This window comes from Streptococcus mitis (assembly GCF_901542415.1).
Taxonomy (GTDB): Bacteria; Bacillota; Bacilli; order Lactobacillales; family Streptococcaceae; genus Streptococcus; species Streptococcus mitis_BL.
Genome location: NZ_CABEHV010000004.1, coordinates 160,564 through 182,625, shown reverse-complemented (window position 1 = coordinate 182,625; position 22,062 = coordinate 160,564). Strand labels below are relative to the sequence as shown.

Genomic DNA, 22,062 nt, shown 5'->3' with positions numbered 1-22,062 from the left:
TCCTTTATTTTGCTAACTGACTCTGAAATCTAAGTACATCGTTCAAGTCATATAAATACTTACCGCCTTTAGCATTTTGCTGATAGCGGAACTTCCCTGCGTCTCTGAAATCTTCGATTTTCTTGCGACCCCAGCCCGTCTTTTCCTGAACATCTTTGATGGAAGCCCAGTTTGTACCTCTTGCCACTCGTAGTTTAGCTTCAGTCATAGCTTTCACATTCAACTGGACAAGTTCTTCAAGCAGTTCATTTTTGAAATCTTCTCCAAACAATTCCAAAGCCATTGGCATTTCCTCTCCTTCTTAATTGTCTTCATCTTGTTTAGGCAAGCTAGGAATAGTCAACGACCCTTTTCTGTTGATGAAGTATTGAATTAAAGAAGGGTGATCATCACTCCATCTTCCGTTGTAGATTTCTAAAAAAATTCAATAATAATTTTTTCTTCGCAAATCCTTCAATGTCTTCTGACGTCAAATCCGACTTTTTCAATTGTGTCAACATTCTATTTTCATCAAAAACAGATGTTGTGTACAAAGTCCATAAAACAGATTGCAGAAATGGTTTATTAGGAAGTTTTGTTTCGTTTAAAACACGTTCGTAGAACTTACAAAACTCTCTTAACTGTTTTTCATTTGAAAACACATAATCGCCATTTCTTAATCTCTTGATTACTTGTGACGCTGTACCGTCACGTCTCCCCGAACCAGCTACGATAACCATCTTGTCACTAAGCAATTCATTCTCTTCTAAAAATTTAGATAATTTAATAAACTCAGGATCTCCTTCCAAAGCGAACGAATACACATAATCTTGTAATGCCCAGTTGACAGCCGATGTGTTCATTGAAATTACCGTCTTAAAATTAGCGGTTGGGTCAATTATGTAGCGCACTGATTTTCTATGTTTTCTCAAGTAATAAAGACGATGTTGCCCGTCGATGACTTCCATTTTTTGATTTACCAAAATCGGTTGACGCTGACCTTCAGAAAGTAGCTCCTCTTCTAATTTAGGATTTTCAGTTATTTTTCTATTACTAATTTTGCGAAACATATCATAATCAGTAGTTGTTAAAATTTCATTTGTATTTAAGTTCATATTCATGTTATAATCCTCTTGTAAAGTTTTTTTTGATAAGTGCCTGATTGCAGTCAGGTGCTTTTTTGTTTATAAATCTGAAATCTTAATAAGAATTTCTTCTAATTTCTCTCTGCCTTCGATGTAACCAATCACATCATCGGTTATTCCTGACTTGTAATCTAAGTCCCACGAACCTGTTTTCTTGTTGTGTTTGACGACTGCTAATTCAAGCCCATAAGAATACTTGTTGTGAACCACACTAGCGCCATATCCGTTAGCAAAATGGTATTCATGTCTTGGATATTGAAAAAAACTATCTGTGTGATCTGTAAATTCTTCGCAAGGTATTTCAACTTTAGGGATTTCGTATCTCTCCATATTGCTCTCCTAAATCGTATAAATCCCGCCATTTTTGGCAAAGGTTCGTAGTTCATTCATCTTTCTTGTGAACTGGTAGTCACTTGTAATCAGCAACCGCTCCTTCAGCAAGCTAGATAATCCGTAATGCTTTTCTTCAAAATCGTCTATCTGCTCTTGTCTTGTTTGTTGTTTCATCAAAATGGTAATGTCCTCCTGTCTTCTGCACTATCAGGATATTTGAAAGTCATTTCTTTCGCACCTTTGGCTACTCGACTAACCAGACTTGCATCAAATATCTGAACCATGTCCTTACCAATCAAATTAGTTGTAACAATCGTCTTATCCCTTGAATCAAGCAAGTTATAGAGAAAGTCCTGCTTCCATTGTGACTGATCGCCTTTTCCAAAGTCGTCTAGTATCAAGTAGTCGACTTTTTTTAGTAGGTCAAGCCATTCGTCAGTTGTCCGAGCGTCCTTTTTATTAAATCCACTCTGGATTTTTTGGAACATAGCAGGTACATTCATAAATAGCACACTCTTGGGATTGTTATTAGCCTTGAAATCTATATTCAACTTCTTAGCAATCGCAATAGCTAAATGTGTCTTACCTCTGCCAGCTTGTCCAACTATCACTGCATTCCCTCGTCCATCTTTGAAGTAATGCCTTGCTACTCTCAGAGCGAAGTTCTTAGCGTGTTCGTCTGTCTCATTAGATACAGTGAACGTACTGAAACTAGCATCTTTCATATCGCTTGGCATTAAGCTATTTCTAGCTAACACTTCAAACGTGTTACTCAAGATAGACGAGATATAAGCCTTTCCGACCATTTGCAGTTGCTCTCGTTCCATATCTTCACGCTTGCACTCAGGGCAAAACGTAGGCTGATACGGTTCTTTCCGATTGGTAGCCCGAACTGGTTGTTTAAACGTCCACATGAAGCAGGAATGCTTTTGGCAAATCTCTTTCTCATTCACATAGTGGAGCGGTTCAAATCCTAATTTCTGCATCTTATCCCCTCCTAGAATGGCAACTCGCCATGATATTCCTGACGCACTGCCCTAGCGCTACCAGAATAAGCAGGTTGTTTCTTCGGTTTCTGCCTATTCTCCACCAACTCAACAGTCACTAGACCCTTCTGCTTCCAATCTCTCAAAATGCTACTGAGATACTTGAAGTACGGCTTACCATTTCCCACGCATTCCTTGATTGCTAACTTGATAACCTCTTTACTATGGTCTTGCAAGAAATATTTCAAATCCTCAATCTCAAATGGTGTTGGGTATCTTCCAAACTCTGAATAAATCCAGTTATAGACAATTCCCAAGTCATTTTCTGCGGGTGCGTCTTCTATACTATCTATATAGTTACCACCAGCACCCTCTGGTTCAGTAAGTCTTGATAAATTAGTATTGATATTATCAGTCTTGATTATGTGTACTTTTGACACTTCTTGACGTGTACTTTCTACACTTCCTTTGTGTACTTTTGACACTTCTTGACGTGTACTTTCTACACTTCCAGAAATATATAGACGATTAGGTTTGTTCACACCTTGCCGAACCTCTCTCAGTAGTCCGATATCATGCAATTCTTTCTTTGCTTGAATAATAGGTTTGTTACTGCAATTAAGCTTCTCCATAAGTTGCTCATTTGTAAAGTAAACGAACACATCTCCTTTTTCATCAAACCATTTGTTTTGAATTGATAAAGTGCGCCTATCGAAGAGAAACATATATATCTGCTTAGCTTTATCACTTAGCACATTGTAAGGTGGTTCATAAAGCCATTGTGGCATCTGATAAAAAGCATTGTTTTTGACTTCGCTTATTTTCAATCATTCTTTCTCCTTTCTACTCTTTTATTACGGTTAAACCGCAATATCAGGTAAAAAAATAATATCATCTACTGATACATCGAAAACACTAGCGATTTGATATGCTTTCGAAACACTAGGTTCTGTTATCCCACGTTCCCAATGCCCCCACGTATCAACTGATACATTCACAGCTGCTGCCGCATCACTTTGTCTCCAGTTTTTGAGTGTTCTTAGTGTTTTTAATGTCATTTTCGGCACGTTCCTACCTCCTTATCTTAATTCGTCTAAGCTGACTTCCAGTGCATCAGCGATTTTACACATATTCTTAAAAGAAATACGCTCGGTTTTGATATTTCTGATTGTATTTGGACTTATACCAGCTTTTTCAGCTAATGCCTTCTGTGTCATCCCTTTTTCAATCAACAAATGCTTAAACTTCTTCCACACACATTGTTCCTTTCCCAATATATTGTGTTTTAAACATATAAAAACACTACATATTGTTATTTAATTTAGATTATGCTATAATCATTATTGACTAAGATCTCTCACGTTTTAGTCAAAATTCCAACAGAAAGGAGAAAATTATGGATTTCAATCAAATTGCAATAACTTTTTTAACTTCCTGCGTCCCTGCATTTCTTGTTTATCTCACTAACAAACATCAAACAAATGCCAAAATAAAAGAATTAAAAACACAATCTGAAAATGAGTTACAGAGACTTGAAAAAGAACATGAATTGAAACTAGATGCCTTGAAACAAAGCCAACAAGTAGACATCGCTTCAAAATTTTTTACAGGCGAAGTTGATATCAAAAATATTACTAAAGCAGTTAACGGAATCGCAGAACTTCAAAAAGTTGTAGATAAGCTATCAAAATAATTCGATGAAAGTGGAGAACTTACTCTGCTTTTTTTAAAATTTTCAAAAGTATTGAAAGTCCGCTAGCTAAACCAGATAGATACCCTCGTCCGTAGTCTGTCATTAAGAATTTCAATAATTCGATTGTTTCTTCTTCAGTCATCTTCCCCTCCTAAAGGCTAGTCATAATTTGGTCTTAGTCTTACAACATATCCTGCAGCAGGAGTTACATCATCTAGTGTGACTTCTGCTATTTTTTTTGCTCCATCCTCTGTTTCAACAATTAGCCGTGTATAGAAGCGACTATCTAAAATGTTCATCAGATTCGGTTTGAAACTATACGGATATCGTCTTGGTCTCATTTCCTCACCCCCTTTCAAATGTGGTATAATCAAAATAAAATGATTGGAGAAATCTTATGGATTCTAGTAAACTATTCTGCTTATTTTGCGGTTATTCTGTCCCAAACCACTACGATACATTCCGAGAGGACGAACACCACTTTTTGATTCGTCGTTCACATTTTATAAGTGATGAAAATATGAGTGATAAAATAAAAATACAATCAATGAAGTGTCCAAACTGTCATAAAGTTTCGATTGATATCGTGGGCGTTGGTAGTCAATTTCCAAATCGTATTATGCACTTCAACCCTATTTCACTTGCAAAAGTCTATCCAGACTACATCCCTCAGGCTATCAGAAGTGATTATGAAGAAGCTCACGCTATCTTAAATCTAAGCCCCAAAGCTTCTGCTACCCTCTCTAGACGTTGCCTACAAGGAATGATTAGAGATTTTTGGGGAATTTCTAAAGCAAGGTTAGTAGATGAGATAGACGCTTTAAAAGAGTCTGTTGACCCTAGCACTAAAAATGTACTCGATGCTCTACGAAAACTTGGGAATATTGGCGCCCATCCAGAAAAAGATATAAATCTTATAGTGGATATCGAACCGAATGAGGCTCACAAGCTGCTGAAGTTTATAGAATTACTTATGCAAAAATGGTATATCGAGCGTCATGACAACGAGCAATTACTACAAGATATTTTAGATTTGGACAAAGATAAACAAGATCAACGCAAACCTAAAAATTCTTGATAATGTGGAGAACAAGGATCTAATTCAAATATTAGAATGCCGTCCATATTGTAATACTGCTCGACAACTCGAATACTATCCGCTTCAGTTCCTTCTCCTCTCAAAATTGAAAGGTGGATAACTTTTTCAACCGTCAACCCATCAGGTCTACCACGTCTATCGTGGTATTTTTCTTTTTGTTCCATCATTTGCCTTACCTCCTTTTCCTTAAGCTTGATTATATCATACTGCGGTTAAACCGCAATGTCAAGTATTTTTTGCGTTTTTTTCGCAATTTTTTATTTTATTCTTTACTTTTTTGCGTTTTTGCCGTAAAATATACTATGTAAGGAGGGGTGGAAATGAAAGTCGGAAATAAAGAAATTTTTGCCAACAATCTAAGTTTTTATATGGAGAAAAAAGGGGTAGACAGGAATACACTATGCGCTGACCTTAATTTGAAATATACTACCGTCCGAGATTGGCTAAAAGGAATAACTTATCCTCGGATTGGGAAGATTGAACTTTTGGCAAACTATTTCAATATAAATAAATCAGACCTTATTGAAAATAAGGCTACTACCACACAACCATCAGACTCACTTTTAGAAGCAATTACAAACACGGCTAGGCAGCTAAATACTGATAATAAAAAAACTGTATTACGAACTTCTGAAGAACTACTTGAAGCACAAATGAATACAGAAGAAGCGAAGATAAACGAAGTATCAGAGAAAATTGTTCAACTCTATGGTTACGACTACTACGACCACGCTGCTTCTGCTGGTACTGGACAGTATTTGAACGATGTACGAGTGGAGCGGATTGACTTGCCAGTGGATGTCGATGCCGACTTTGTTATTCCGATTAAAGGTGACTCCATGGAGCCTGATTATCATGATGGCGACCTAGTGTTTATCCAGACAAGTGTTGATTTGAATGATGGTGTTATCGGAGTGTTTAACTACAACGGAGAGGCATATATCAAGCAACTGGTTATTGATACAGAACAAGCCTATCTACATAGCTTGAACCCTGATTACAAAGATATGCCAATCACACCAGAAACAGACTTCCGAATCATTGGAGAAGTCGTAGATTTGTATAGAGAAAAATAGACGGAGAATAACAATGGTTGAATTAAATGAAGAATTTTCTTCAATTTCCTTTAATGAAAAAATATCGAACATTCGTTTTGTACACTTAGAAAATGAAAAACTTTTGACAACTGCTTCTTCTTTGGATGAATTTCCTGCTTCTTTTTCGCTTGGAGTAGACATTGATTTGTTCAATATTAAAGCTAATTACAAATACCAAATCCATGTTTTCTTTCAAGGAGATGGACAACTCCATGATCAACTCATACACGTTTCAAACGTATACATCCATGAAGAAGAATTTATCTTCTCCAAAAATAATTACGGTATAACTACAGGAAGTTTTATCTTTGGATTGACCCCTAAAAAACAAGGTGATTATAGAATTACTCTCAAACTTGTTGACGCGGAATATCAAAAGGTTCTCGATGAATTTCATCAATATATCTATCTTTACAAGAGGTAACAGGCATGAGTGGTACAAGCGAGTTTAAAACAAAAACTACAGACAAAGTCACAGAATTGCGTTCCCAAAATTATGCTAATGGTGATATAATGAAAGCAAAGATTCAGGAGGAACAAAGTATGGAACGTGAAATGTATACTAAAACAGAAATTGATTTAAAACTTGATAAAATCAATTCTGATGTCAAACATGGTTTTGAAAAAGTTGATTTAAAATTCGACCAAGTCAGAACTGAAATGCGTGACGGATTTGAAAACATGGGACTTCGAATGGAAAAAATGTTCTCTGATTTCAAACTGGAGCAACAAAAAGAGAAAGAAGAAAACAAAAAATGGTTAATCGCATTAACCATCGGATCTCTTCTTTCAATTATCGGGATTGTTGTTTCAATTATCGCCATCCTAGCCCAAAAATAAAAACCACACTCTCTTTGAACATTACATATCGTTGGAATCGATTTAATTTTATGGTGTAGATAAAATCAATAGTAAAAACCAACTGTTTCCATTTTGGAAACAACTACTTGACAAAAATTAAAAAAAGAAGTACACTAATAATGTCAAAAGCCTTGTTCGTCAAGGATACGATATTTACTTATAAAGCCTTGTTCGTCAAGGACAAAACGGTCTGGTGTACTTCTAAGAGGTACACCTTATTTTATTATCTGGAGCATTATATGAAATTTCAACAAGGCGAAGTTTATCTAATCAACTTCCCACAAAAAGGTGGGAATGAATTTTACGGAAAACACTACGCTATAATCTTAACAATTCCTGACAAAGCTGATGGGACACTTCTAGTAGCACCTTTAACTGGTAAAAAATCAGGAAAGAAATATCGTGGTGGTATCACGATTGAAAATAGTAAATATCAAAACACTCCTTCCAAGCCAAAAGCTTATGCTTATGTCCGAAAAATCCAAGAAATAGACAAACGGAAAATCGTCTATAAAACAAAGAAAAAGACTGATAGTGATGGACAAGTAATGCTAGATTCAGCGGGAAAAGAGTTATATGATAAAGTTTATAGACCAGCTTACAAGCTAGATGCAAACGATCATAAAAAACTACTAGACAAGATAAAAGAAGTTCTTGGACTAGATTTATATTAAATAAAAAATTGACTTTTTTTAAAATTAGGGTTAGAATTAAATCATAAAGTCGCTTGACGACAAAATAGATGATACTGTCCCAAGAGGACATCTCTAGCCCTGCTCTTATGAGTTGGGCTTTTAATTTTTTATTTAACAACTATTCCTATTTTGGAAATAGTTGCGTAAAACGGAAATAAAAAATGTGCAATAACTGATCCACATTAAAAGCTGAGAGAGGTTTCATTATGAATGAAGAACGCAAAGTTTTAGGTATTTTGGCTATTATTTTTGGAGCGATTGCTCTATTTGGGTCTTGGATGCCTATTATTAACAATCTATCTTTTGTTATTGCTATCTTAGCGCTTATATTGGGCTTGATAGGTCTAGCCATTAACAGAAAAAGACCAAAAATGTTGGCTATCATTGGTACAGTCTTAGCAGTTGTGTCAATGGTTATTGTTATCGCTACGCAATTGATGTATGCCCGTGCTTTGAACGACGCTGCTAAAAACGTTGAAGAAACTGTTAGCTCAGTAAGTTCTTCTATCGAATCATCACAAAAAGAAGAGGATGCTAAATTTAACTGGACAAAAGAACAGTTTGATGCTCTTCAGATGGGTGACATCACGAATTATGGAGCTGGTGGAACTAACTACGATGATATTGTTAGCGTTCATGGAGAACCAAATAGCATAAACACTACTACTGTTAATGATCATGAAAGCAGAACAATTTCATATTCTTCAGCAGGGACAAAACTCCGAAGTATTACTTTGACATTTAGCAAACAAGAAAATGGTGCTTATTTATTGACTGCTAAAGTCGGCATCGGATTGGAATAATTCAAAATAAAAAAATCCCCACACTCGCCATCGCCAAATTTTGAGTGTGAGGATATCGTCTATAAGGAAACAACCATTCAAAAGGTCGTTTTCTTGTACCCATTTTATCAAGAAATGAGGTGAAAATCAATGGAAATAAAGTCTTATAAAAAGAAAAACGGCGAGACGGCTTTTGGTTTTAGAATTTACGTCGGAAAAGAAAACGGAAAAGGCAAGTATATTAAACGAAGAGGATTTGCGACTAAAGCTAAAGCAAGAGCAGCACTACTTCAACTTCAGGAAGATATAGAAAGCGGAGAACAAAGCAGGAAAGAAATCACGGTTGAGGAAATCGCAAAAAAATGGCTCAAAGATTATTCTGAGACAGTGCAAGAAAGTACATACATCAAGACATCTAGGAATTTCAAGAATCACATCTATCCAGCTTTCGGCAATAGAAAGATAGCTACGATAACACCACTTCAAATGCAGGAACAAGCTAACGAGTGGTCGAAGAAACTGGTCTATGGCCGTAAGTTAAAGGGGTTGATGAATAATGTTTTTAAGTATGCAATCAGACATGGTTACATTGATACCAATCCAGTAGACAGCGTGATTACATCAACAAGAAAGAAATCAGATAACAAGAGCGACTTCTATAGCAAAGACGAACTGAAAAAATTTTTAAAACTTGTCTCCAAAACAAAGGATCTAGAGAAGATAACTCTATTCCGTCTTCTGGCCTTCACAGGGGCACGAAAAGGGGAGATTTTAGCCCTTGAGTGGAATGACTGGACAGATAATACTCTTGACATAAATAAGGCCATTACAAGAGGTTTTGCAGGCGAAGAGATAGGCAATACCAAAACGGTAAGCAGTAATCGGCTAATCAGTCTGGACAAGAAAACAAAAAGTATTTTGAAAAAATGGAAAAATCAAAATCCAAACACCAAATACATTTTTGAAAATGAATTTAAAAAGCCAATTCCAAGCACTCTTCCTAGAAAGTGGCTTATCAAAATTGTGGAAGGTAGCGACCTACGTCCAATTAAAATCCATGGATTCAGACATACACATGCCAGCCTTTGTTTTGACGCTGGTATGACTTTGAAGCAAGTCCAACATCGGTTAGGACATTCCGACTTGAAGACGACCATGAACGTTTATACTCACATAACTAAGCAAGCAAAGGACGACATCGGAGAACGCTTTGCCAATTATATTAATTTTTAAACACGACAGACCTTCTTCAAAAAGAGGGTCTGTTTTAGGGTCTGCCTTTTTCGCAAAAGAATACCAAGGAATACCAAAGACAAAAATAAAAAACGTTGATTTAACAACGTTTTACCAAGTTTTGCAAAAGAATGCAAAGGAATAATGGAGCCGGTGGGAGTCGAACCCACGTCCAAACACCTGCTAACATATTTGTCTACAACCATAGGTTATGTATTGTTTTAACAATCCCTCGACACATAACTCAAGCCTAGGAACTGCGAGTCTATAAATCTCTTACCAAACTGCTAGACAAAGCTTGATCGTATCTCGCTAATAATAAGACCCATCATCAGACACGAGCAATCCGAATCGGGTCACGCCTGCTGGTTTTTAGGCAGCTAGAGCGTAAGAAGTGTTATTTTTTGCAGTTATATTTAACTGAGCGTTTACGTCGCCACACGAGTCGCAAAATATGCCTCATAATGCCTGTCGAATCCGTAACGACCCCAAAAGACAATAAAACCATTATACCTTATCTAAATCAAAAACGCAAAAAGGAAATCAACTAACTACAAAAGATAGTCTTTCAAAGCTTTGGTCAAAACATGATAACCGGGAACACTAAGGTGCAACCCATCAGTTGTATAATCTTTTTTGAGTTGACCTTCTTGGTCTATCAAACTATCAAAAACTGGCACAAATTCTACCTGCATATAGGCAGAAGCAAGCTCTTGATAGGCTTGATTCCATTTCTGAATTTTTTCATTCGTGCGGATATAGACTGTCTGCTTGTACTCCTCTCCCTCATTGACTGGCAAAATAGAAAGCAATTTAATCTCAGTCAATGGATAATCGCGGGCAATGGATTGTATGATAGCTTCGAGATTATTGAGAGCCTCATTCACTGGAACATCTTTTCCGATATCATTTGTCCCAATCAAAAGGACAATTTTATCTACTGCTCCACCGTACAGATGCGCATCTAGATTCTCTAGTAACAGCCCTGTCTGATAACCTCGAATACCTCGATTGACAATCGTCTTTGAAGTCCCAAATAGTTCCTGCAGAGGATAATATTCGACAATGGAATCCCCAATAAAAAGAATATCTGGCTCTACAACAGAAACCTGATTTAAGTGACGATACTTGGTTTGAATTTTTTCTTGTTCCTTTAGTAACCAATTTTCTAATAACTGTACTGCCACTTCATTCTCCTTTTTCTAACCAGTTTTCCAAGACTTGATAAACTCCGCCTTGGCTGTTGACTGGCGCTAGAGCCGTCGCCACAGCTTTGGCCTTATCATCAGCATTTTCCATCGCATAGGCAATTCCAGCCATTTCAAGCATTTCAACATCATTTTCACTGTCACCAAAAGCCATGATTTGTTGGGAGGTCAAGTCCCAGCGCTTGAGTAATTCTTCCAAGCCCCATGCTTTATGAATTCCAGCTTGAAGGATATCAATGCAACCATAGCCACTGGATACAGCACGAACACGGCCATCAAAGAGGTCATTGATTTCTTCCAAGACCGAACTCATACGTTCCTCACCAACAACCATACTCATCTTGAGCACACCACCAAAGAGGTCAGAGGTTAATTCGTCCACAAATTGCATCCGTTGGTAGAATTTTTCAATCATTTCTGGAGTCATAAAACTTTCAAGATCTGTAAAAATCGTACCTTCTTTGACGAAACCACCCTTCATAGCCGTCACAACAAACTGGTCCTGACACGCTCGACCCTGGAAATGAGTCAAAGCCTTATCGACAATGGCATCATCCCAAGTCTGAGCCTGAAGCAGTTCATTGTTTTCAAAAATACGAGCTCCATTGGCAACAACCAAAACCACTCGATCGACCAAGTGCTCCAGCAGTTGTCTCATACGGTGAATTTCATTCCCAGTCGCAATGACAAAACGAATACCCCTTTGATCCAACTGATCTAAAATCTTTTCCAAGCGTGGGAGATCAAGCTGGCCTCTAGCATCCAGCAAGGTCCCGTCCATATCTGTTGCAATTACCTTAATCGTCATTTACTTCCCTCTGGATTCAAGCTAATCCCACTTCAATCCCACATGTTCGTTCATTTCTTTATAGGCTGTATCAATTCGTTCCTTAGTCGCTTCATCTAACTGGTCACGATGACTACCACCCTCGATAAAATCTTCTAAGATATAGGTTTGGTAAAGGAAGAGTGGATAACCTTCTGGAGAATAGGTTCCTTTTGGTGTACGGTTTACCCAAGAAGGATGCGCTTTTGCAGTTTCGATTGTCGTCTTACCGGCTTTTTTCTTAATAGTCACATCCATGAGCACGCCGCGCTCTGTCCACTTAGCATTCTCTTCATCTTGCATGGTTTCAATTCGTTGATTGGAAATGAAGTTCCCCATTGAATAGATAATGAGTTTCTTGTCCCCATCTTTTTCAACCGTTTCAGATGGTTCAACTACGTGAGGGTGCCCTCCAAAGATAATATCCGCTCCCCAATCGATCATCTTGTGATAAAGAGCCTTTTGTTCTTCAGTTGGTTCCAAGCGATACTCCACACCCATCTGAGGCATGATAATGGTGATATCTGCTTCCTTCTCTGCTCGTTCAATTTCAGCCTTCATCTTGTCTTCATTTAGGTCTGAAAGATAGCGGTTATAGTCTTCTTGAGAAATACTTTGCTCAATTCCATTAAAACCATAAGAATAGGCTAAAAGTGCAACCTTGATGCCGTTCACTTCCTTGATAACCAGTGGAGCTTGATCACGTGACTCATGCGTATACACTCCAATAGGTGTCATTCCTGCCTTCTCAATAGCATCTGCTGTTGAAACCACACCTTCTATTTGTGAATCTAGGATATGGTTATGCGCCAAGTCTAGCACTTGATAACCGGCATCCTTGATGGCATCCATAACTTCACCAGGTGCATTAAATAGAGGATAACCTGCCAAATAGTGGTCCTTGTTCACAGTACCTTCAAAATCACCTATAATTAGGTCTGCTTGTTTGAGCCATGGTTTCACATAATCAAAATTCTCATGAAAATCATAGGTCCCATCTTCTTTTAAAGCCGAACGATAAATAGGAATATGATAAAGGAGGTCCCCATTGGCCATAATTCTAGCAGTTTTTTCCTCTTCCTGATCTTTAGTATTTTGATTGGTCTTATTTGCTTCTTGAGAAATGGCATCCTTTTTTTGACTGGTTAAGGGGATTCCTTGGAAGCTTTCAAACAACAAGACCAAGCCCATTGATAAAGCAACTGCTAGCAAGAGTATCGCCACAAATCCCTTATTGCTCCACTTGCGATAACTCCTAAAAAAGTTTACAAAGCCTCTCACAAAATGAAAAACTGGTCCACGTTTATGTCTATCTTGTCTTCTTTGCATCTTCATTCTCCCTACTTTCTAATGCAAGCCTTTTCTTTTTATTATATCACAGATAAGTATTTCTTTCACAATTGAATTGAACTTCCTATCTATTTTCTATAAATCCTAAAGGCTGTAATACTTTCAATCCTTGTCATTTTGTGATATCATGTAGAGGTAATGAAAGGAGAGAAAATGTCTGCAATAGAACGTATTACAAAAGCTGCTCACTTAATTGATATGAAAGATATTATCCGCGAGGGAAATCCAACTCTACGCGCGGTTGCTGAGGAAGTCACTTTCCCCTTGTCTGACCAGGAAATCATTCTCGGTGAAAAGATGATGCAATTCCTCAAACATTCCCAAGATCCTGTCATGGCTGAAAAGATGGGGCTCCGAGGTGGTGTTGGACTTGCTGCTCCTCAATTAGATATCTCAAAACGTATTATCGCTGTTTTGGTACCAAACATTGTTGAAGAAGGTGAAACTCCGCAGGAAGCCTACGACTTACAAGCCATTATGTACAATCCAAAAATCGTCTCTCACTCTGTTCAAGACGCTGCTCTTGGCGAAGGAGAAGGTTGCCTCTCTGTTGACCGCAATGTGCCTGGCTATGTTGTTCGCCATGCTCGCGTTACTGTTGACTACTTTGACAAGGACGGCGAAAAACACCGTATCAAGCTCAAAGGCTACAACTCCATCGTTGTTCAGCATGAAATTGACCACATCAACGGAATCATGTTTTACGATCGTATCAATGAAAAAGACCCATTTGAAGTTAAAGATGGTCTACTGATTCTTGAATAAATAAAATCCCGTTGCAAGACGGGGTTTTGTGTTATAATAGAGGCATGAAAACAAATGATATTGTCTATGGCGTCCACGCCGTTACCGAAGCCCTCCTTGCAAACACAGGGAACAAACTTTACCTCCAAGAAGATCTCCGAGGTAAGAATGTTGAGAAAGTCAAGGAACTGGCTACAGAAAAAAAAGTATCCATTTCTTGGACTTCAAAAAAATCCCTCTCTGAGATGACTGAAGGTGCTGTCCACCAAGGTTTCGTTCTACGAGTATCCGAATTTGCCTATAGCGAACTGGACCAAATCCTTGCCAAAACACGCCAAGAAGAAAATCCACTTCTATTGATTCTGGATGGGTTAACTGACCCTCATAATCTAGGTTCCATCTTGAGAACAGCTGATGCGACCAACGTTTCAGGTGTCATCATTCCCAAGCACCGTGCTGTCGGAGTTACTCCTGTCGTTGCCAAAACGGCCACAGGTGCTATTGAACACGTTCCAATTGCCCGTGTGACTAATCTGAGCCAAACTCTAGATAAACTCAAGGATGAAGGTTTCTGGACCTTTGGAACGGATATGAACGGTACTCCTTGCCACAAGTGGAATACAAAAGGGAAAATCGCCCTCATCATCGGAAATGAAGGAAAAGGCATCTCTAGCAACATTAAAAAACAAGTCGATGAAATGATTACCATTCCGATGAATGGACATGTTCAAAGTCTTAATGCCAGTGTTGCTGCAGCCATCCTCATGTACGAAGTTTTCCGAAATAGACTATAAAAAAGTTTCCAGTCATCTGATTGGAAACTTTTTTTATGATTAACTATGTTCGGTGATAAACTTGTAAGCTTCTTGACCAGCGATAGCTCCATCTCCAACTGCTGTTGTTACTTGTCGAAGGTCTTTCAAGCGAACATCTCCAACTGCAAAGATACCGTCAACTGCAGTTTTCATGTGATTATCTGTCACAATCCATCCTGCCTGATCTTGGATATTCAATCCTTTAACAAAATCGCTAAGAGGGTCCAAACCAACATAGATAAAGACACCACCGAAGGCCTGCTCTGTCACTTGACCTGTTTTCACATTTTCAAATACGACAGATTCTACTCGGTTTTCACCCTTGATTTCCTTCACTACAGAATCCCAGATAAAGCTGATTTTCTCATTCGCAAAGGCGCGGTCTTGTAAAACTTTTTGGGCACGAAGTTGGTCACGACGGTGAACAATGGTAACAGTCTTGGCAAAACGAGTCAAGAAGAGGGCTTCTTCAACAGCTGAATCTCCACCACCAACTACCAATAAATCTTGGTCACGGAAGAAAGCACCATCACAAACGGCACAATAAGAAACACCACGACTGTTCAGTTCTTCTTCTCCAGGTACTCCCAAAGGACGGTGTTTAGAACCAGTTGCTACGATAACTGTACGTGTTTCATAAGTTTGGTCATCAGTCATCACTTTCTTAAAATCACCATGGTCTTCGACATTTTCAACATAACCATAAATGTGCTCAACACCAAGATTTTCAAGCGGTTCAAACATTTTTTCTGCCAATTCTGGCCCACTAATATTAGCGTATCCTGGGTAATTTTCAATATCAGATGTATTATTCATCTGACCACCTGGCAGACCACCTTCAATCAAGGCTACTTTCAGATTGCTTCGAGCAGCATACAAGGCTGCAGTCATCCCTGCAGGTCCAGCACCGATAATAATAGTATCGTACATATAGTTTCCTTCTTTCTTGTTGTAACTATCTTTATTCTAACTCTTTCTTGTCAATCACGCAAGGATTATGCTTTGAAAACAAGAATTAAACTCATAACCGCAAAGGATAATACTGGAACAACCAAGACTCCAATCATAATCATATCATAGAGATGGGCTTGGCGAGCCTTGGCTGTCTTATCAACTCCCGACATGGCTCTCAGTCCAATCCAAATCCCTAAAAAAATCAGGACGAGGATGGTAGTCAAGATCAAACTCTCGAAATATAAAGAAAATAGTTGCAGTAGCATGTTTCTCTCATTTCTATCTTTTTTAAAGAGTAAACTCAGCTAGTCCAGCTAACTGAGTTTTTCTTTATCTATTATATCAAATATAAGTCCGTTTGTAACTAGCGAAGAATTCTTTTGTCCGCTCTTCTTTAGGATGGTGGATAATCTCATCCGGAGTTCCAGACTCAATGATTTTCCCCTTATCTAGGAAGAGAATCTTATCAGCCACTTGGGCTACAAAGGACATATCGTGACTGACCAAAATCATAGTCTGTCCTGACTTAGCAGCATCTGCAATAGATTTTTCTACTTCACCAACCAATTCTGGGTCAAGAGCTGAAGTTGGTTCATCTAAGAGTAAGACATCTGGTTTCATAGCAAGCGCACGCGCCAAGGCAACCCGTTGCTTTTGTCCACCTGATAAATGGCGAGGGTAATGTTTTTCACGGTCAGAAAGCCCAACTTTAGCCAACTCTTCCTTGGCAATCTTAGTCGCTTCTTGGTCAGATAATTTCTTGACCACAACCAAGCCTTCTTTCACATTATCAAGTGCTGTGCGGCGTTCAAACAAATTAAACTGCTGAAAAACCATAGACAACTTACGACGAAGGGCAAGGATTTCTTCTTGAGTGATTTTAGAAAAATCAACTGAGAAATCATCAATCTGAATAGAGCCACTGTCAGGTGTTTCAAGATAATTGAGACTGCGAAGAAAAGTTGATTTTCCAGCTCCTGAAGAACCAATCAAGGCTACAACTTCCCCTTTTTGAATATCCAAGTCCAGATGATCCAAGACAGTCTGTCCTGAAAAGGATTTGCTTAAATTCGAAATCTTAATCATTAACGAAGGTCTCCTTTCGCATCTGTTTGCACTGTATCAGGTGCAGAAATAGCCATTTTTCTCTCGATAAAACGACCTAGGCTTTCAATTCCGATATTGACTACCCAATAAACAAGGGCAACGGAGATGAATCGCTCAAAGTAACGATAATCAGCTCCACCTAGAATCTGAGCTTGGGCAAAGACTTCCACAACACCCGCACTAAATGCTAGGGAAGTTCCCTTGGTCAAACCGATTAGGGAATTGATTAAAGTTGGAGTTGCCACAACTGCTGCATTTGGAATAATTACGCGACGATAAACTTGCGCTCGGGTCATACCCAGACTTCGTGCCGCCTCAATCTCACCAGGATTGACTGAGAGAATGGCTGCACGAATGGTTTCACTCGCATAAGCTGCCTCATTAAATGCAAAGGCGACAATCGCAAAAACAGCCGCTGGAATAGCATTGATATTGAGACCAGTTCCCCATTGCTGATTGAGGGCTTTCAAGGCCAAAGGGATTCCGTAGTAGGTCAACATGAGTTGCACCAAAATCGGTGTCCCTTTTAGGAAGCTAACAAAGAAGGCCTGCAAGGGATATAAAATCTTGACACGATTGATTTTCACAATGGCAAAAAGAAGTGCCAAAACCAAGCCAAAAAGAGCACCACCAATGGTCAACATAATCGTTATTGGAAGTTGTTGGACAATTCTCGGAATTCCATCAAAGACCGAACGCAGACTAAAAAGTTTGCCATCCGGAATCAATTGCATCAAGTTTTGGTACCAATCTGATGCTAAAATCATTGTAACATTCATAAAAACATCCTCTCCTGATAATGATTCATTCTACCATACTTCTGCCGTCAATGAAATTATTTGCTACGGTCAGATACAGACTTTGTCTACCTACTAGTTTATCATACTTTGAAACAGGGAGGTTATATATTTTATCTATCAAAGAGATAGATAAAAACTATTTCAATCCCAATTCTTCATAAGGTTTTCGATAACCGATTTGCTTAACAGTTCCATTTTCTACTAAAATGGGCCGTTTTAACAACATACCGTCACTTGCTAGCAACTCAGCCGCTTCTTGGTTCGATAAACTTCCTACCTTATCTTTCAATCCTAATTCACGGTATTTGATTCCACTGGTGTTGAAAAATTGCTTTAGCTCGAACCCTGAGGTCTCTAGCCAATTTAAAATGACTTCTTGGCTGGGTGTTTCTTCTACGATGTGAACAGCTTTGTAGTCCACACCGAGTTGGTTTAATTCTTGTTTTGCTTTTTTACAAGTTGAACATTTTGGGTATTCGATAAATTCTAACATGTCTTTCACTCTCTATTTTATATCTTTAAAATCTGCACCTTCATGCTCCAAGAGCCAAGCTTTCTTTTCCACTCCTGCAGCATACCCTGTCAGACGCTTGCCTGCTCCTAGCACACGATGACAAGGTACTAGGATAGACCAAGGATTGCGCCCCACTGCTCCACCAATTGCTTGAGCAGAAGCCACTTGCAGGTCTTGGGCTATTTGTCCATAGGTCACTGTCTGGCCATAAGGAATTCTCTGTAAATAGTACCAAACTCGCTTTTCAAAATCAGTTCCGATTGGAGCCAAAGGCAAGTCGGATAAATCCTGAGGCTTGCCTTTAAAGTAAGCATCTAAGCAAGCAATAACTGGATCTAAAATGGGATGACTAACAACTGCTTCTATCGGCTCATCTCCTAGTCCCCTCTCAAAATGCTTCTGCTCCTGAACCCAAATTCCATACAGATATTGCTCGTCGGCAACCAAAGACAAGGTTCCTATTGGCGAAAAGTAGAGGATTTTTACGTACATCTTTTGCATTATTTCTTCAATTTTTGATAGGCCAAGCGTTCGCCATCAACTGGAACCTTACCAACCTGTTTAAAACCTAGTTTTTCAAAGATATGCTGCATGACCTTGTTTGCAACATGCGTATCTGAGCGAAAATCTAGATAGTCAAAACCTTCAATCAAGCCCTCTAAAAAGGTTTGAGCAACTCCCTGTCCCTGGACATCTGCTGCCACAGCAATACGGTGAAAGACTAGGTACTCTGACTCCCCAGCTTGCCAGTTGCCTTCATAAATGGCTTCATAGGCTGCCTCTGGACTCTTGGTCACAGATGCATAAGCTAGTAGTTCTCCCTCTTCCAAGGCTACGTAAGCTTGACCTGAGATAATATCCTCAATAATAATATCAGCATTTGGATAACCATTTTGCCACTGGTCACTACCAGCATCTGCTAAACATTTTTTAGCATCCTCCATCACCTGCATGATGGCATCTACTTCATTTGGAAAAGCTAAACGAATTTCCATCTTTTCTCCTCATTTCTGACTAGTTTCTCCCATCATAGCATAATTTAAGTCTTTCTACAAGCAGTTAAAACTTGACTTTCTGTTTTTGTTATTTTATAATCTAGTTATTAAAACTAGATAAAAAGGAGTTGAAAATGAAAACTACCTTTTCCTACCCAAAATGGGCAGAAATTCCAAACATTGACCTCTATCTGGACCAGGTTTTACTCTATGTCAATCAGGTCTGCGCCCCTATCTCTCCTGATAAAGACAAGGGCCTAACAGCATCTATGGTCAATAATTATGTGAAACATGGTTACCTGACAAAGCCTGACAAGAAAAAATACCAACGCCAACAGATTGCCCGTCTGATTGCTATCACAACCCTCAAGTCAGTATTCTCTATTCAAGAAATAGCACAGACACTTAATACTCTACAAAGTCAAGCAAGTTCAGACCAACTCTACGATGCTTTTGTAAACTACATGAACCAAGGAATGGACCCAGCTAACCCCATCATCCAAACCAGCTGCCAAACTGTTAAACTCTATCATCAAACTCTAGACTTAATCCATCATACTCAAGAGGAGGTAATCCAATGAACACTAGTCTTAAACTCAGCAAACAACTCAGTTTTGGAGAGGAAATTGCTAATAGCGTGACCCATGCTGTGGGGGCCGTTATCATGCTCATCTTACTCCCTATTTCATCCACCTATAGTTATGAAGCACACGGTTTTTTATCATCTATCGGCGTTTCCATTTTCGTTATTAGTCTCTTTCTCATGTTTCTATCATCCACCATTTATCACTCTATGGCCTATGGTTCGACCCACAAATATGTCTTGCGAATCATTGACCATTCTATGATTTATGTTGCTATTGCAGGCTCATACACGCCCGTCGTCTTGACCTTAATGAATAACCGGTTTGGCTATCTGATTATTGCCATCCAATGGGGAACGACCATCTTTGGTATTCTCTATAAAATCTTTGCTAAAAAAGTCAATGAGAAATTTAGCCTTGCTCTTTACCTGATTATGGGCTGGTTGGTTTTAGCTATCATTCCTGCCATTATCAGTCAAACAACGCCCATTTTCTGGAGTCTCATGGTAACTGGCGGACTCTGTTATACAGTTGGGGCTGGATTTTACGCCAAGAAAAAACCTTATTTCCACATGATTTGGCACCTCTTTATCCTAGCTGCATCTGCCCTCCAATACATCGCAATTGTTTATTACATGTAAAAAAGTTGAGAAATTCAGTCTCAACTTTTTTGTTTGCACATATTGATAAAATACTGATGCAAGCGCACATCATCCGTCAACTCTGGATGAAAAGAAGTTACCAACATATTTTTTTCTTGGGCTGCAACGATTTGATTGTCAACTGTTGCTAGAATTTCTACATCTTCTCCAACACTACTGATAATCGGCCCGCGAATAAAGGTCATCGGAATCTTGCCAACTCCCTTACATTCTGCTTCCGTATAGAAACTTCCTAGTTGGCGCCCATAGGCATTGCGCTCGACTACCATATCCATAGTTCCTAGATGACTCTCTTCCTGAGAAGTAATTTCCTTAGCCAGCAAAATTAAACCTGCACAGGTCCCAAACACTGGTAAGCCAGATAGAATGGCTTCTCGAATGGGAATCAGCATGTCCTGCTCACGTAAGAGCTTGCCCATGGTTGTAGATTCTCCACCAGGTAATATCAATCCCGACAAATCACTCTGATGTTTCTGAAAATCATCTAGATTTCTGATTTCAACACTCTCGACACCTAATTGATCTAGCACTTTTGCATGTTCTGCAAAGGCACCTTGCAAGGCCAATATTCCAATTTTCATCTATTTCCCTCGCTCAGCCATGAGAATTTGGATTTCATTTTCATTAATACCCACCATGGCTTCTCCTAGATCTTCAGAGATTTGAGCTAGGATCTGAGGATTTCGGAAATTGGTTACCGCTTTGACAATGGCACTCGCTCGTTTAACAGGATCTCCTGACTTGAAAATACCTGAACCGACAAATACACCTTCTGCCCCTAATTGCATCATCAGCGCGGCATCTGCTGGTGTTGCAACACCTCCAGCAGCAAAGTTTACAACTGGCAATTTTCCATGCTCATGGACGTATTGAACCAATTCTACAGGGACTTGTAAGTCCTTAGCAGCAACATAAAGTTCGTCCTCACGTAGGTTTTGAATGCGGCGAATTTCCTGATTCATCATACGCATATGACGAACAGCTTGGACGATATCCCCCGTACCCGGTTCTCCTTTGGTACGAATCATAGAAGCACCTTCAGCGATACGACGCAAGGCTTCGCCCAAATCCTTAGCTCCACAGACAAAAGGAACTTGGAATTCTTTCTTATCCACATGGAAACGGTCGTCAGCTGGAGATAAAACTTCACTCTCATCGATATAGTCAATTTCAATAGCCTCTAAAATCTGAGCTTCAACAAAGTGCCCGATTCTGACCTTGGCCATTACTGGAATGCTAACCGCTTCTTGGATTTCCTTAATCATCTTTGGATCACTCATACGGGAAACCCCACCAGCCGCACGGATATCAGCCGGAATTCGTTCCAAGGCCATCACAGCTGCCGCACCAGCAGCCTCTGCAATACGGGCTTGTTCAGGGTTCTGAACGTCCATGATAACCCCACCCTTGAGCATCTGCGCCAAGTTTTTATTTAGTTCATAACGATTTTCAGTCATTTCTTTATCCTCATCATTTGTATTGGTAGCTACCATTTCATTTTAAGTTAGATTAGAAGGAATCACAAGATAAAAATAATGTAATTGTATGGGTACACATTGATTAAAAAACTATCTGACCTTAACTTAAGGACAGATAGTTC

The 22,062-nt window shown here is 39.0% G+C and carries 35 protein-coding genes and 1 other RNA gene; 12 read left to right on the top strand and 24 right to left on the bottom strand.

What is annotated here, in order from left to right; all coding sequences use genetic code 11:
* Nucleotides 1-4 precede the first annotated feature (4 nt).
* From FQT24_RS01130 to FQT24_RS01100, 8 genes are all read right to left on the bottom strand, one after another.
* Nucleotides 5-289 (bottom strand): helix-turn-helix domain-containing protein, encoded by a 285-nt coding sequence (locus tag FQT24_RS01130; RefSeq protein WP_260665976.1) that lies wholly within the window; start codon nucleotides 287-289, stop codon nucleotides 5-7.
* Nucleotides 290-389: 100 nt separating this feature from the next.
* Nucleotides 390-1,100 (bottom strand): ParB N-terminal domain-containing protein, encoded by a 711-nt coding sequence (locus tag FQT24_RS01125; protein ID WP_260665975.1) that lies wholly within the window; start codon nucleotides 1,098-1,100, stop codon nucleotides 390-392.
* A gap of 63 nt (nucleotides 1,101-1,163) precedes the next feature.
* Nucleotides 1,164-1,454, bottom strand: a complete 291-nt coding sequence (locus tag FQT24_RS01120; RefSeq protein ID WP_143951922.1) for a hypothetical protein — start codon at nucleotides 1,452-1,454, stop codon at nucleotides 1,164-1,166.
* Between the two features lie 9 nt (nucleotides 1,455-1,463).
* Nucleotides 1,464-1,631: a hypothetical protein gene (locus FQT24_RS10815; RefSeq protein WP_185952523.1), complete on the bottom strand. Its 168-nt coding sequence runs from the start codon at nucleotides 1,629-1,631 to the stop codon at nucleotides 1,464-1,466.
* Nucleotides 1,631-2,443, bottom strand: a complete 813-nt coding sequence (locus FQT24_RS01115) for an ATP-binding protein (RefSeq protein WP_143951921.1) — start codon at nucleotides 2,441-2,443, stop codon at nucleotides 1,631-1,633. Before FQT24_RS01115 ends, FQT24_RS10815 begins: the two co-directional genes overlap by 1 nt.
* 11 nt (nucleotides 2,444-2,454) lie before the next feature.
* On the bottom strand, nucleotides 2,455-3,270 hold the full coding sequence (locus FQT24_RS01110) for a replication initiator protein A (RefSeq protein ID WP_260665974.1): 816 nt from the start codon (nucleotides 3,268-3,270) through the stop codon (nucleotides 2,455-2,457).
* Between the two features lie 33 nt (nucleotides 3,271-3,303).
* The gene (locus tag FQT24_RS01105; protein ID WP_143951920.1) at nucleotides 3,304-3,510 is read right to left on the bottom strand and encodes a helix-turn-helix transcriptional regulator; all 207 of its coding nucleotides are present in this window, start codon (nucleotides 3,508-3,510) and stop codon (nucleotides 3,304-3,306) included.
* 12 nt (nucleotides 3,511-3,522) lie between these two features.
* On the bottom strand, nucleotides 3,523-3,699 hold the full coding sequence (locus tag FQT24_RS01100) for a helix-turn-helix domain-containing protein (protein ID WP_033675869.1): 177 nt from the start codon (nucleotides 3,697-3,699) through the stop codon (nucleotides 3,523-3,525).
* 140 nt (nucleotides 3,700-3,839) lie between these two features.
* Between FQT24_RS01100 and FQT24_RS01095 the strand changes: the two genes are divergently transcribed.
* Nucleotides 3,840-4,136, top strand: a complete 297-nt coding sequence (locus FQT24_RS01095) for a hypothetical protein (RefSeq protein ID WP_143951919.1) — start codon at nucleotides 3,840-3,842, stop codon at nucleotides 4,134-4,136.
* A gap of 19 nt (nucleotides 4,137-4,155) precedes the next feature.
* On the opposite strand, the gene FQT24_RS10950 is transcribed toward FQT24_RS01095, so the two are convergent.
* Together FQT24_RS10950 and FQT24_RS01090 are read right to left on the bottom strand one after the other, a co-directional pair.
* Nucleotides 4,156-4,278 carry a hypothetical protein gene (locus FQT24_RS10950; RefSeq protein ID WP_260665973.1) on the bottom strand — a complete coding sequence of 41 codons (123 nt, stop codon included), beginning with the start codon at nucleotides 4,276-4,278 and terminating at the stop codon, nucleotides 4,156-4,158.
* A gap of 16 nt (nucleotides 4,279-4,294) precedes the next feature.
* Entirely contained in the window at nucleotides 4,295-4,477 is a 183-nt protein-coding gene (locus FQT24_RS01090) for a hypothetical protein (RefSeq protein ID WP_143951918.1), read from the bottom strand.
* A gap of 56 nt (nucleotides 4,478-4,533) precedes the next feature.
* On the opposite strand from FQT24_RS01090, the gene FQT24_RS01085 reads away from it, so the two are divergent.
* Nucleotides 4,534-5,214: a DUF4145 domain-containing protein gene (locus tag FQT24_RS01085; RefSeq protein WP_143951917.1), complete on the top strand. Its 681-nt coding sequence runs from the start codon at nucleotides 4,534-4,536 to the stop codon at nucleotides 5,212-5,214.
* Here the strand turns inward: FQT24_RS01085 and FQT24_RS01080 are convergent.
* The gene (locus FQT24_RS01080) at nucleotides 5,190-5,402 is read right to left on the bottom strand and encodes a hypothetical protein (RefSeq protein ID WP_143951916.1); all 213 of its coding nucleotides are present in this window, start codon (nucleotides 5,400-5,402) and stop codon (nucleotides 5,190-5,192) included. The genes FQT24_RS01085 and FQT24_RS01080 overlap by 25 nt on opposite strands.
* Before the next feature lie 153 nt (nucleotides 5,403-5,555).
* Between FQT24_RS01080 and FQT24_RS01075 the strand changes: the two genes are divergently transcribed.
* From FQT24_RS01075 to FQT24_RS01050, 6 genes are all read left to right on the top strand, one after another.
* A complete protein-coding gene (locus FQT24_RS01075) occupies nucleotides 5,556-6,311 on the top strand; it encodes a S24 family peptidase (RefSeq protein WP_143951915.1) in 756 nt (251 codons plus the stop codon).
* A gap of 13 nt (nucleotides 6,312-6,324) precedes the next feature.
* Nucleotides 6,325-6,756 carry a hypothetical protein gene (locus tag FQT24_RS01070; protein ID WP_143951914.1) on the top strand — a complete coding sequence of 144 codons (432 nt, stop codon included), beginning with the start codon at nucleotides 6,325-6,327 and terminating at the stop codon, nucleotides 6,754-6,756.
* 5 nt (nucleotides 6,757-6,761) lie between these two features.
* A complete protein-coding gene (locus FQT24_RS01065) occupies nucleotides 6,762-7,172 on the top strand; it encodes a hypothetical protein (protein ID WP_260665972.1) in 411 nt (136 codons plus the stop codon).
* A 260-nt stretch (nucleotides 7,173-7,432) separates the two neighbouring features.
* Entirely contained in the window at nucleotides 7,433-7,867 is a 435-nt protein-coding gene (locus FQT24_RS01060; protein ID WP_143951913.1) for a type II toxin-antitoxin system PemK/MazF family toxin, read from the top strand.
* A gap of 227 nt (nucleotides 7,868-8,094) precedes the next feature.
* Entirely contained in the window at nucleotides 8,095-8,691 is a 597-nt protein-coding gene (locus FQT24_RS01055; RefSeq protein WP_143951912.1) for a CD20-like domain-containing protein, read from the top strand.
* Nucleotides 8,692-8,820: 129 nt separating this feature from the next.
* On the top strand, nucleotides 8,821-9,903 hold the full coding sequence (locus FQT24_RS01050; protein WP_143951911.1) for a tyrosine-type recombinase/integrase: 1,083 nt from the start codon (nucleotides 8,821-8,823) through the stop codon (nucleotides 9,901-9,903).
* Between the two features lie 142 nt (nucleotides 9,904-10,045).
* On the opposite strand, the gene ssrA is transcribed toward FQT24_RS01050, so the two are convergent.
* The 4 genes from ssrA to FQT24_RS01030 all read right to left on the bottom strand — a co-directional run bounded on the left by ssrA (nucleotide 10,046) and on the right by FQT24_RS01030 (nucleotide 13,266).
* Nucleotides 10,046-10,393, bottom strand: a transfer-messenger RNA (tmRNA) gene (gene ssrA, locus FQT24_RS01045).
* A gap of 61 nt (nucleotides 10,394-10,454) precedes the next feature.
* Entirely contained in the window at nucleotides 10,455-11,090 is a 636-nt protein-coding gene (locus FQT24_RS01040) for an SGNH/GDSL hydrolase family protein (protein WP_143951910.1), read from the bottom strand.
* 1 nt (nucleotide 11,091) lies between these two features.
* Nucleotides 11,092-11,919, bottom strand: a complete 828-nt coding sequence (locus tag FQT24_RS01035; protein ID WP_143951909.1) for an HAD family hydrolase — start codon at nucleotides 11,917-11,919, stop codon at nucleotides 11,092-11,094.
* Between the two features lie 21 nt (nucleotides 11,920-11,940).
* Nucleotides 11,941-13,266: a CapA family protein gene (locus tag FQT24_RS01030; protein WP_001189732.1), complete on the bottom strand. Its 1,326-nt coding sequence runs from the start codon at nucleotides 13,264-13,266 to the stop codon at nucleotides 11,941-11,943.
* Nucleotides 13,267-13,440: 174 nt separating this feature from the next.
* On the opposite strand from FQT24_RS01030, the gene def reads away from it, so the two are divergent.
* Both def and rlmB read left to right on the top strand, forming a co-directional pair.
* Nucleotides 13,441-14,052, top strand: coding sequence for a peptide deformylase (def, locus tag FQT24_RS01025; RefSeq protein WP_001272937.1), 612 nt, complete (start codon nucleotides 13,441-13,443; stop codon nucleotides 14,050-14,052).
* A 44-nt stretch (nucleotides 14,053-14,096) separates the two neighbouring features.
* Nucleotides 14,097-14,825: a 23S rRNA (guanosine(2251)-2'-O)-methyltransferase RlmB gene (gene rlmB / locus FQT24_RS01020; protein ID WP_045611907.1), complete on the top strand. Its 729-nt coding sequence runs from the start codon at nucleotides 14,097-14,099 to the stop codon at nucleotides 14,823-14,825.
* 39 nt (nucleotides 14,826-14,864) lie between these two features.
* On the opposite strand, the gene trxB is transcribed toward rlmB, so the two are convergent.
* The 7 genes from trxB to FQT24_RS00985 form a co-directional block, all read right to left on the bottom strand.
* Nucleotides 14,865-15,776 (bottom strand): thioredoxin-disulfide reductase, encoded by a 912-nt coding sequence (trxB, locus tag FQT24_RS01015; protein ID WP_143951908.1) that lies wholly within the window; start codon nucleotides 15,774-15,776, stop codon nucleotides 14,865-14,867.
* 65 nt (nucleotides 15,777-15,841) lie between these two features.
* Entirely contained in the window at nucleotides 15,842-16,066 is a 225-nt protein-coding gene (locus tag FQT24_RS01010; RefSeq protein ID WP_000926599.1) for a DUF4059 family protein, read from the bottom strand.
* A 76-nt stretch (nucleotides 16,067-16,142) separates the two neighbouring features.
* On the bottom strand, nucleotides 16,143-16,886 hold the full coding sequence (locus tag FQT24_RS01005) for an amino acid ABC transporter ATP-binding protein (RefSeq protein WP_143951907.1): 744 nt from the start codon (nucleotides 16,884-16,886) through the stop codon (nucleotides 16,143-16,145).
* Complete coding sequence (locus tag FQT24_RS01000; protein ID WP_143951906.1) at nucleotides 16,886-17,686, bottom strand: amino acid ABC transporter permease; 801 nt, start codon at nucleotides 17,684-17,686, stop codon at nucleotides 16,886-16,888. Before FQT24_RS01000 ends, FQT24_RS01005 begins: the two co-directional genes overlap by 1 nt.
* Nucleotides 17,687-17,843: 157 nt before the next feature.
* A complete protein-coding gene (locus FQT24_RS00995) occupies nucleotides 17,844-18,200 on the bottom strand; it encodes an arsenate reductase family protein (protein WP_000889092.1) in 357 nt (118 codons plus the stop codon).
* A gap of 12 nt (nucleotides 18,201-18,212) precedes the next feature.
* Entirely contained in the window at nucleotides 18,213-18,722 is a 510-nt protein-coding gene (locus FQT24_RS00990) for a methylated-DNA--[protein]-cysteine S-methyltransferase (RefSeq protein WP_143951905.1), read from the bottom strand.
* Nucleotides 18,722-19,216, bottom strand: coding sequence for a GNAT family N-acetyltransferase (locus FQT24_RS00985; protein WP_143951904.1), 495 nt, complete (start codon nucleotides 19,214-19,216; stop codon nucleotides 18,722-18,724). Before FQT24_RS00985 ends, FQT24_RS00990 begins: the two co-directional genes overlap by 1 nt.
* A gap of 134 nt (nucleotides 19,217-19,350) precedes the next feature.
* On the opposite strand from FQT24_RS00985, the gene FQT24_RS00980 reads away from it, so the two are divergent.
* Nucleotides 19,351-19,797, top strand: coding sequence for a DUF1836 domain-containing protein (locus FQT24_RS00980; RefSeq protein ID WP_143951903.1), 447 nt, complete (start codon nucleotides 19,351-19,353; stop codon nucleotides 19,795-19,797).
* On the top strand, nucleotides 19,794-20,441 hold the full coding sequence (gene trhA, locus FQT24_RS00975; RefSeq protein ID WP_143951902.1) for a PAQR family membrane homeostasis protein TrhA: 648 nt from the start codon (nucleotides 19,794-19,796) through the stop codon (nucleotides 20,439-20,441). The genes FQT24_RS00980 and trhA overlap by 4 nt, the downstream gene beginning before the upstream one ends.
* Before the next feature lie 20 nt (nucleotides 20,442-20,461).
* Here the strand turns inward: trhA and pdxT are convergent, their stop codons facing one another.
* Both pdxT and pdxS read right to left on the bottom strand, forming a co-directional pair.
* Nucleotides 20,462-21,043: a pyridoxal 5'-phosphate synthase glutaminase subunit PdxT gene (pdxT, locus tag FQT24_RS00970; protein ID WP_143951901.1), complete on the bottom strand. Its 582-nt coding sequence runs from the start codon at nucleotides 21,041-21,043 to the stop codon at nucleotides 20,462-20,464.
* Nucleotides 21,044-21,919 carry a pyridoxal 5'-phosphate synthase lyase subunit PdxS gene (gene pdxS / locus FQT24_RS00965; protein WP_000138517.1) on the bottom strand — a complete coding sequence of 292 codons (876 nt, stop codon included), beginning with the start codon at nucleotides 21,917-21,919 and terminating at the stop codon, nucleotides 21,044-21,046.
* Nucleotides 21,920-22,062: the final 143 nt, after the last annotated feature.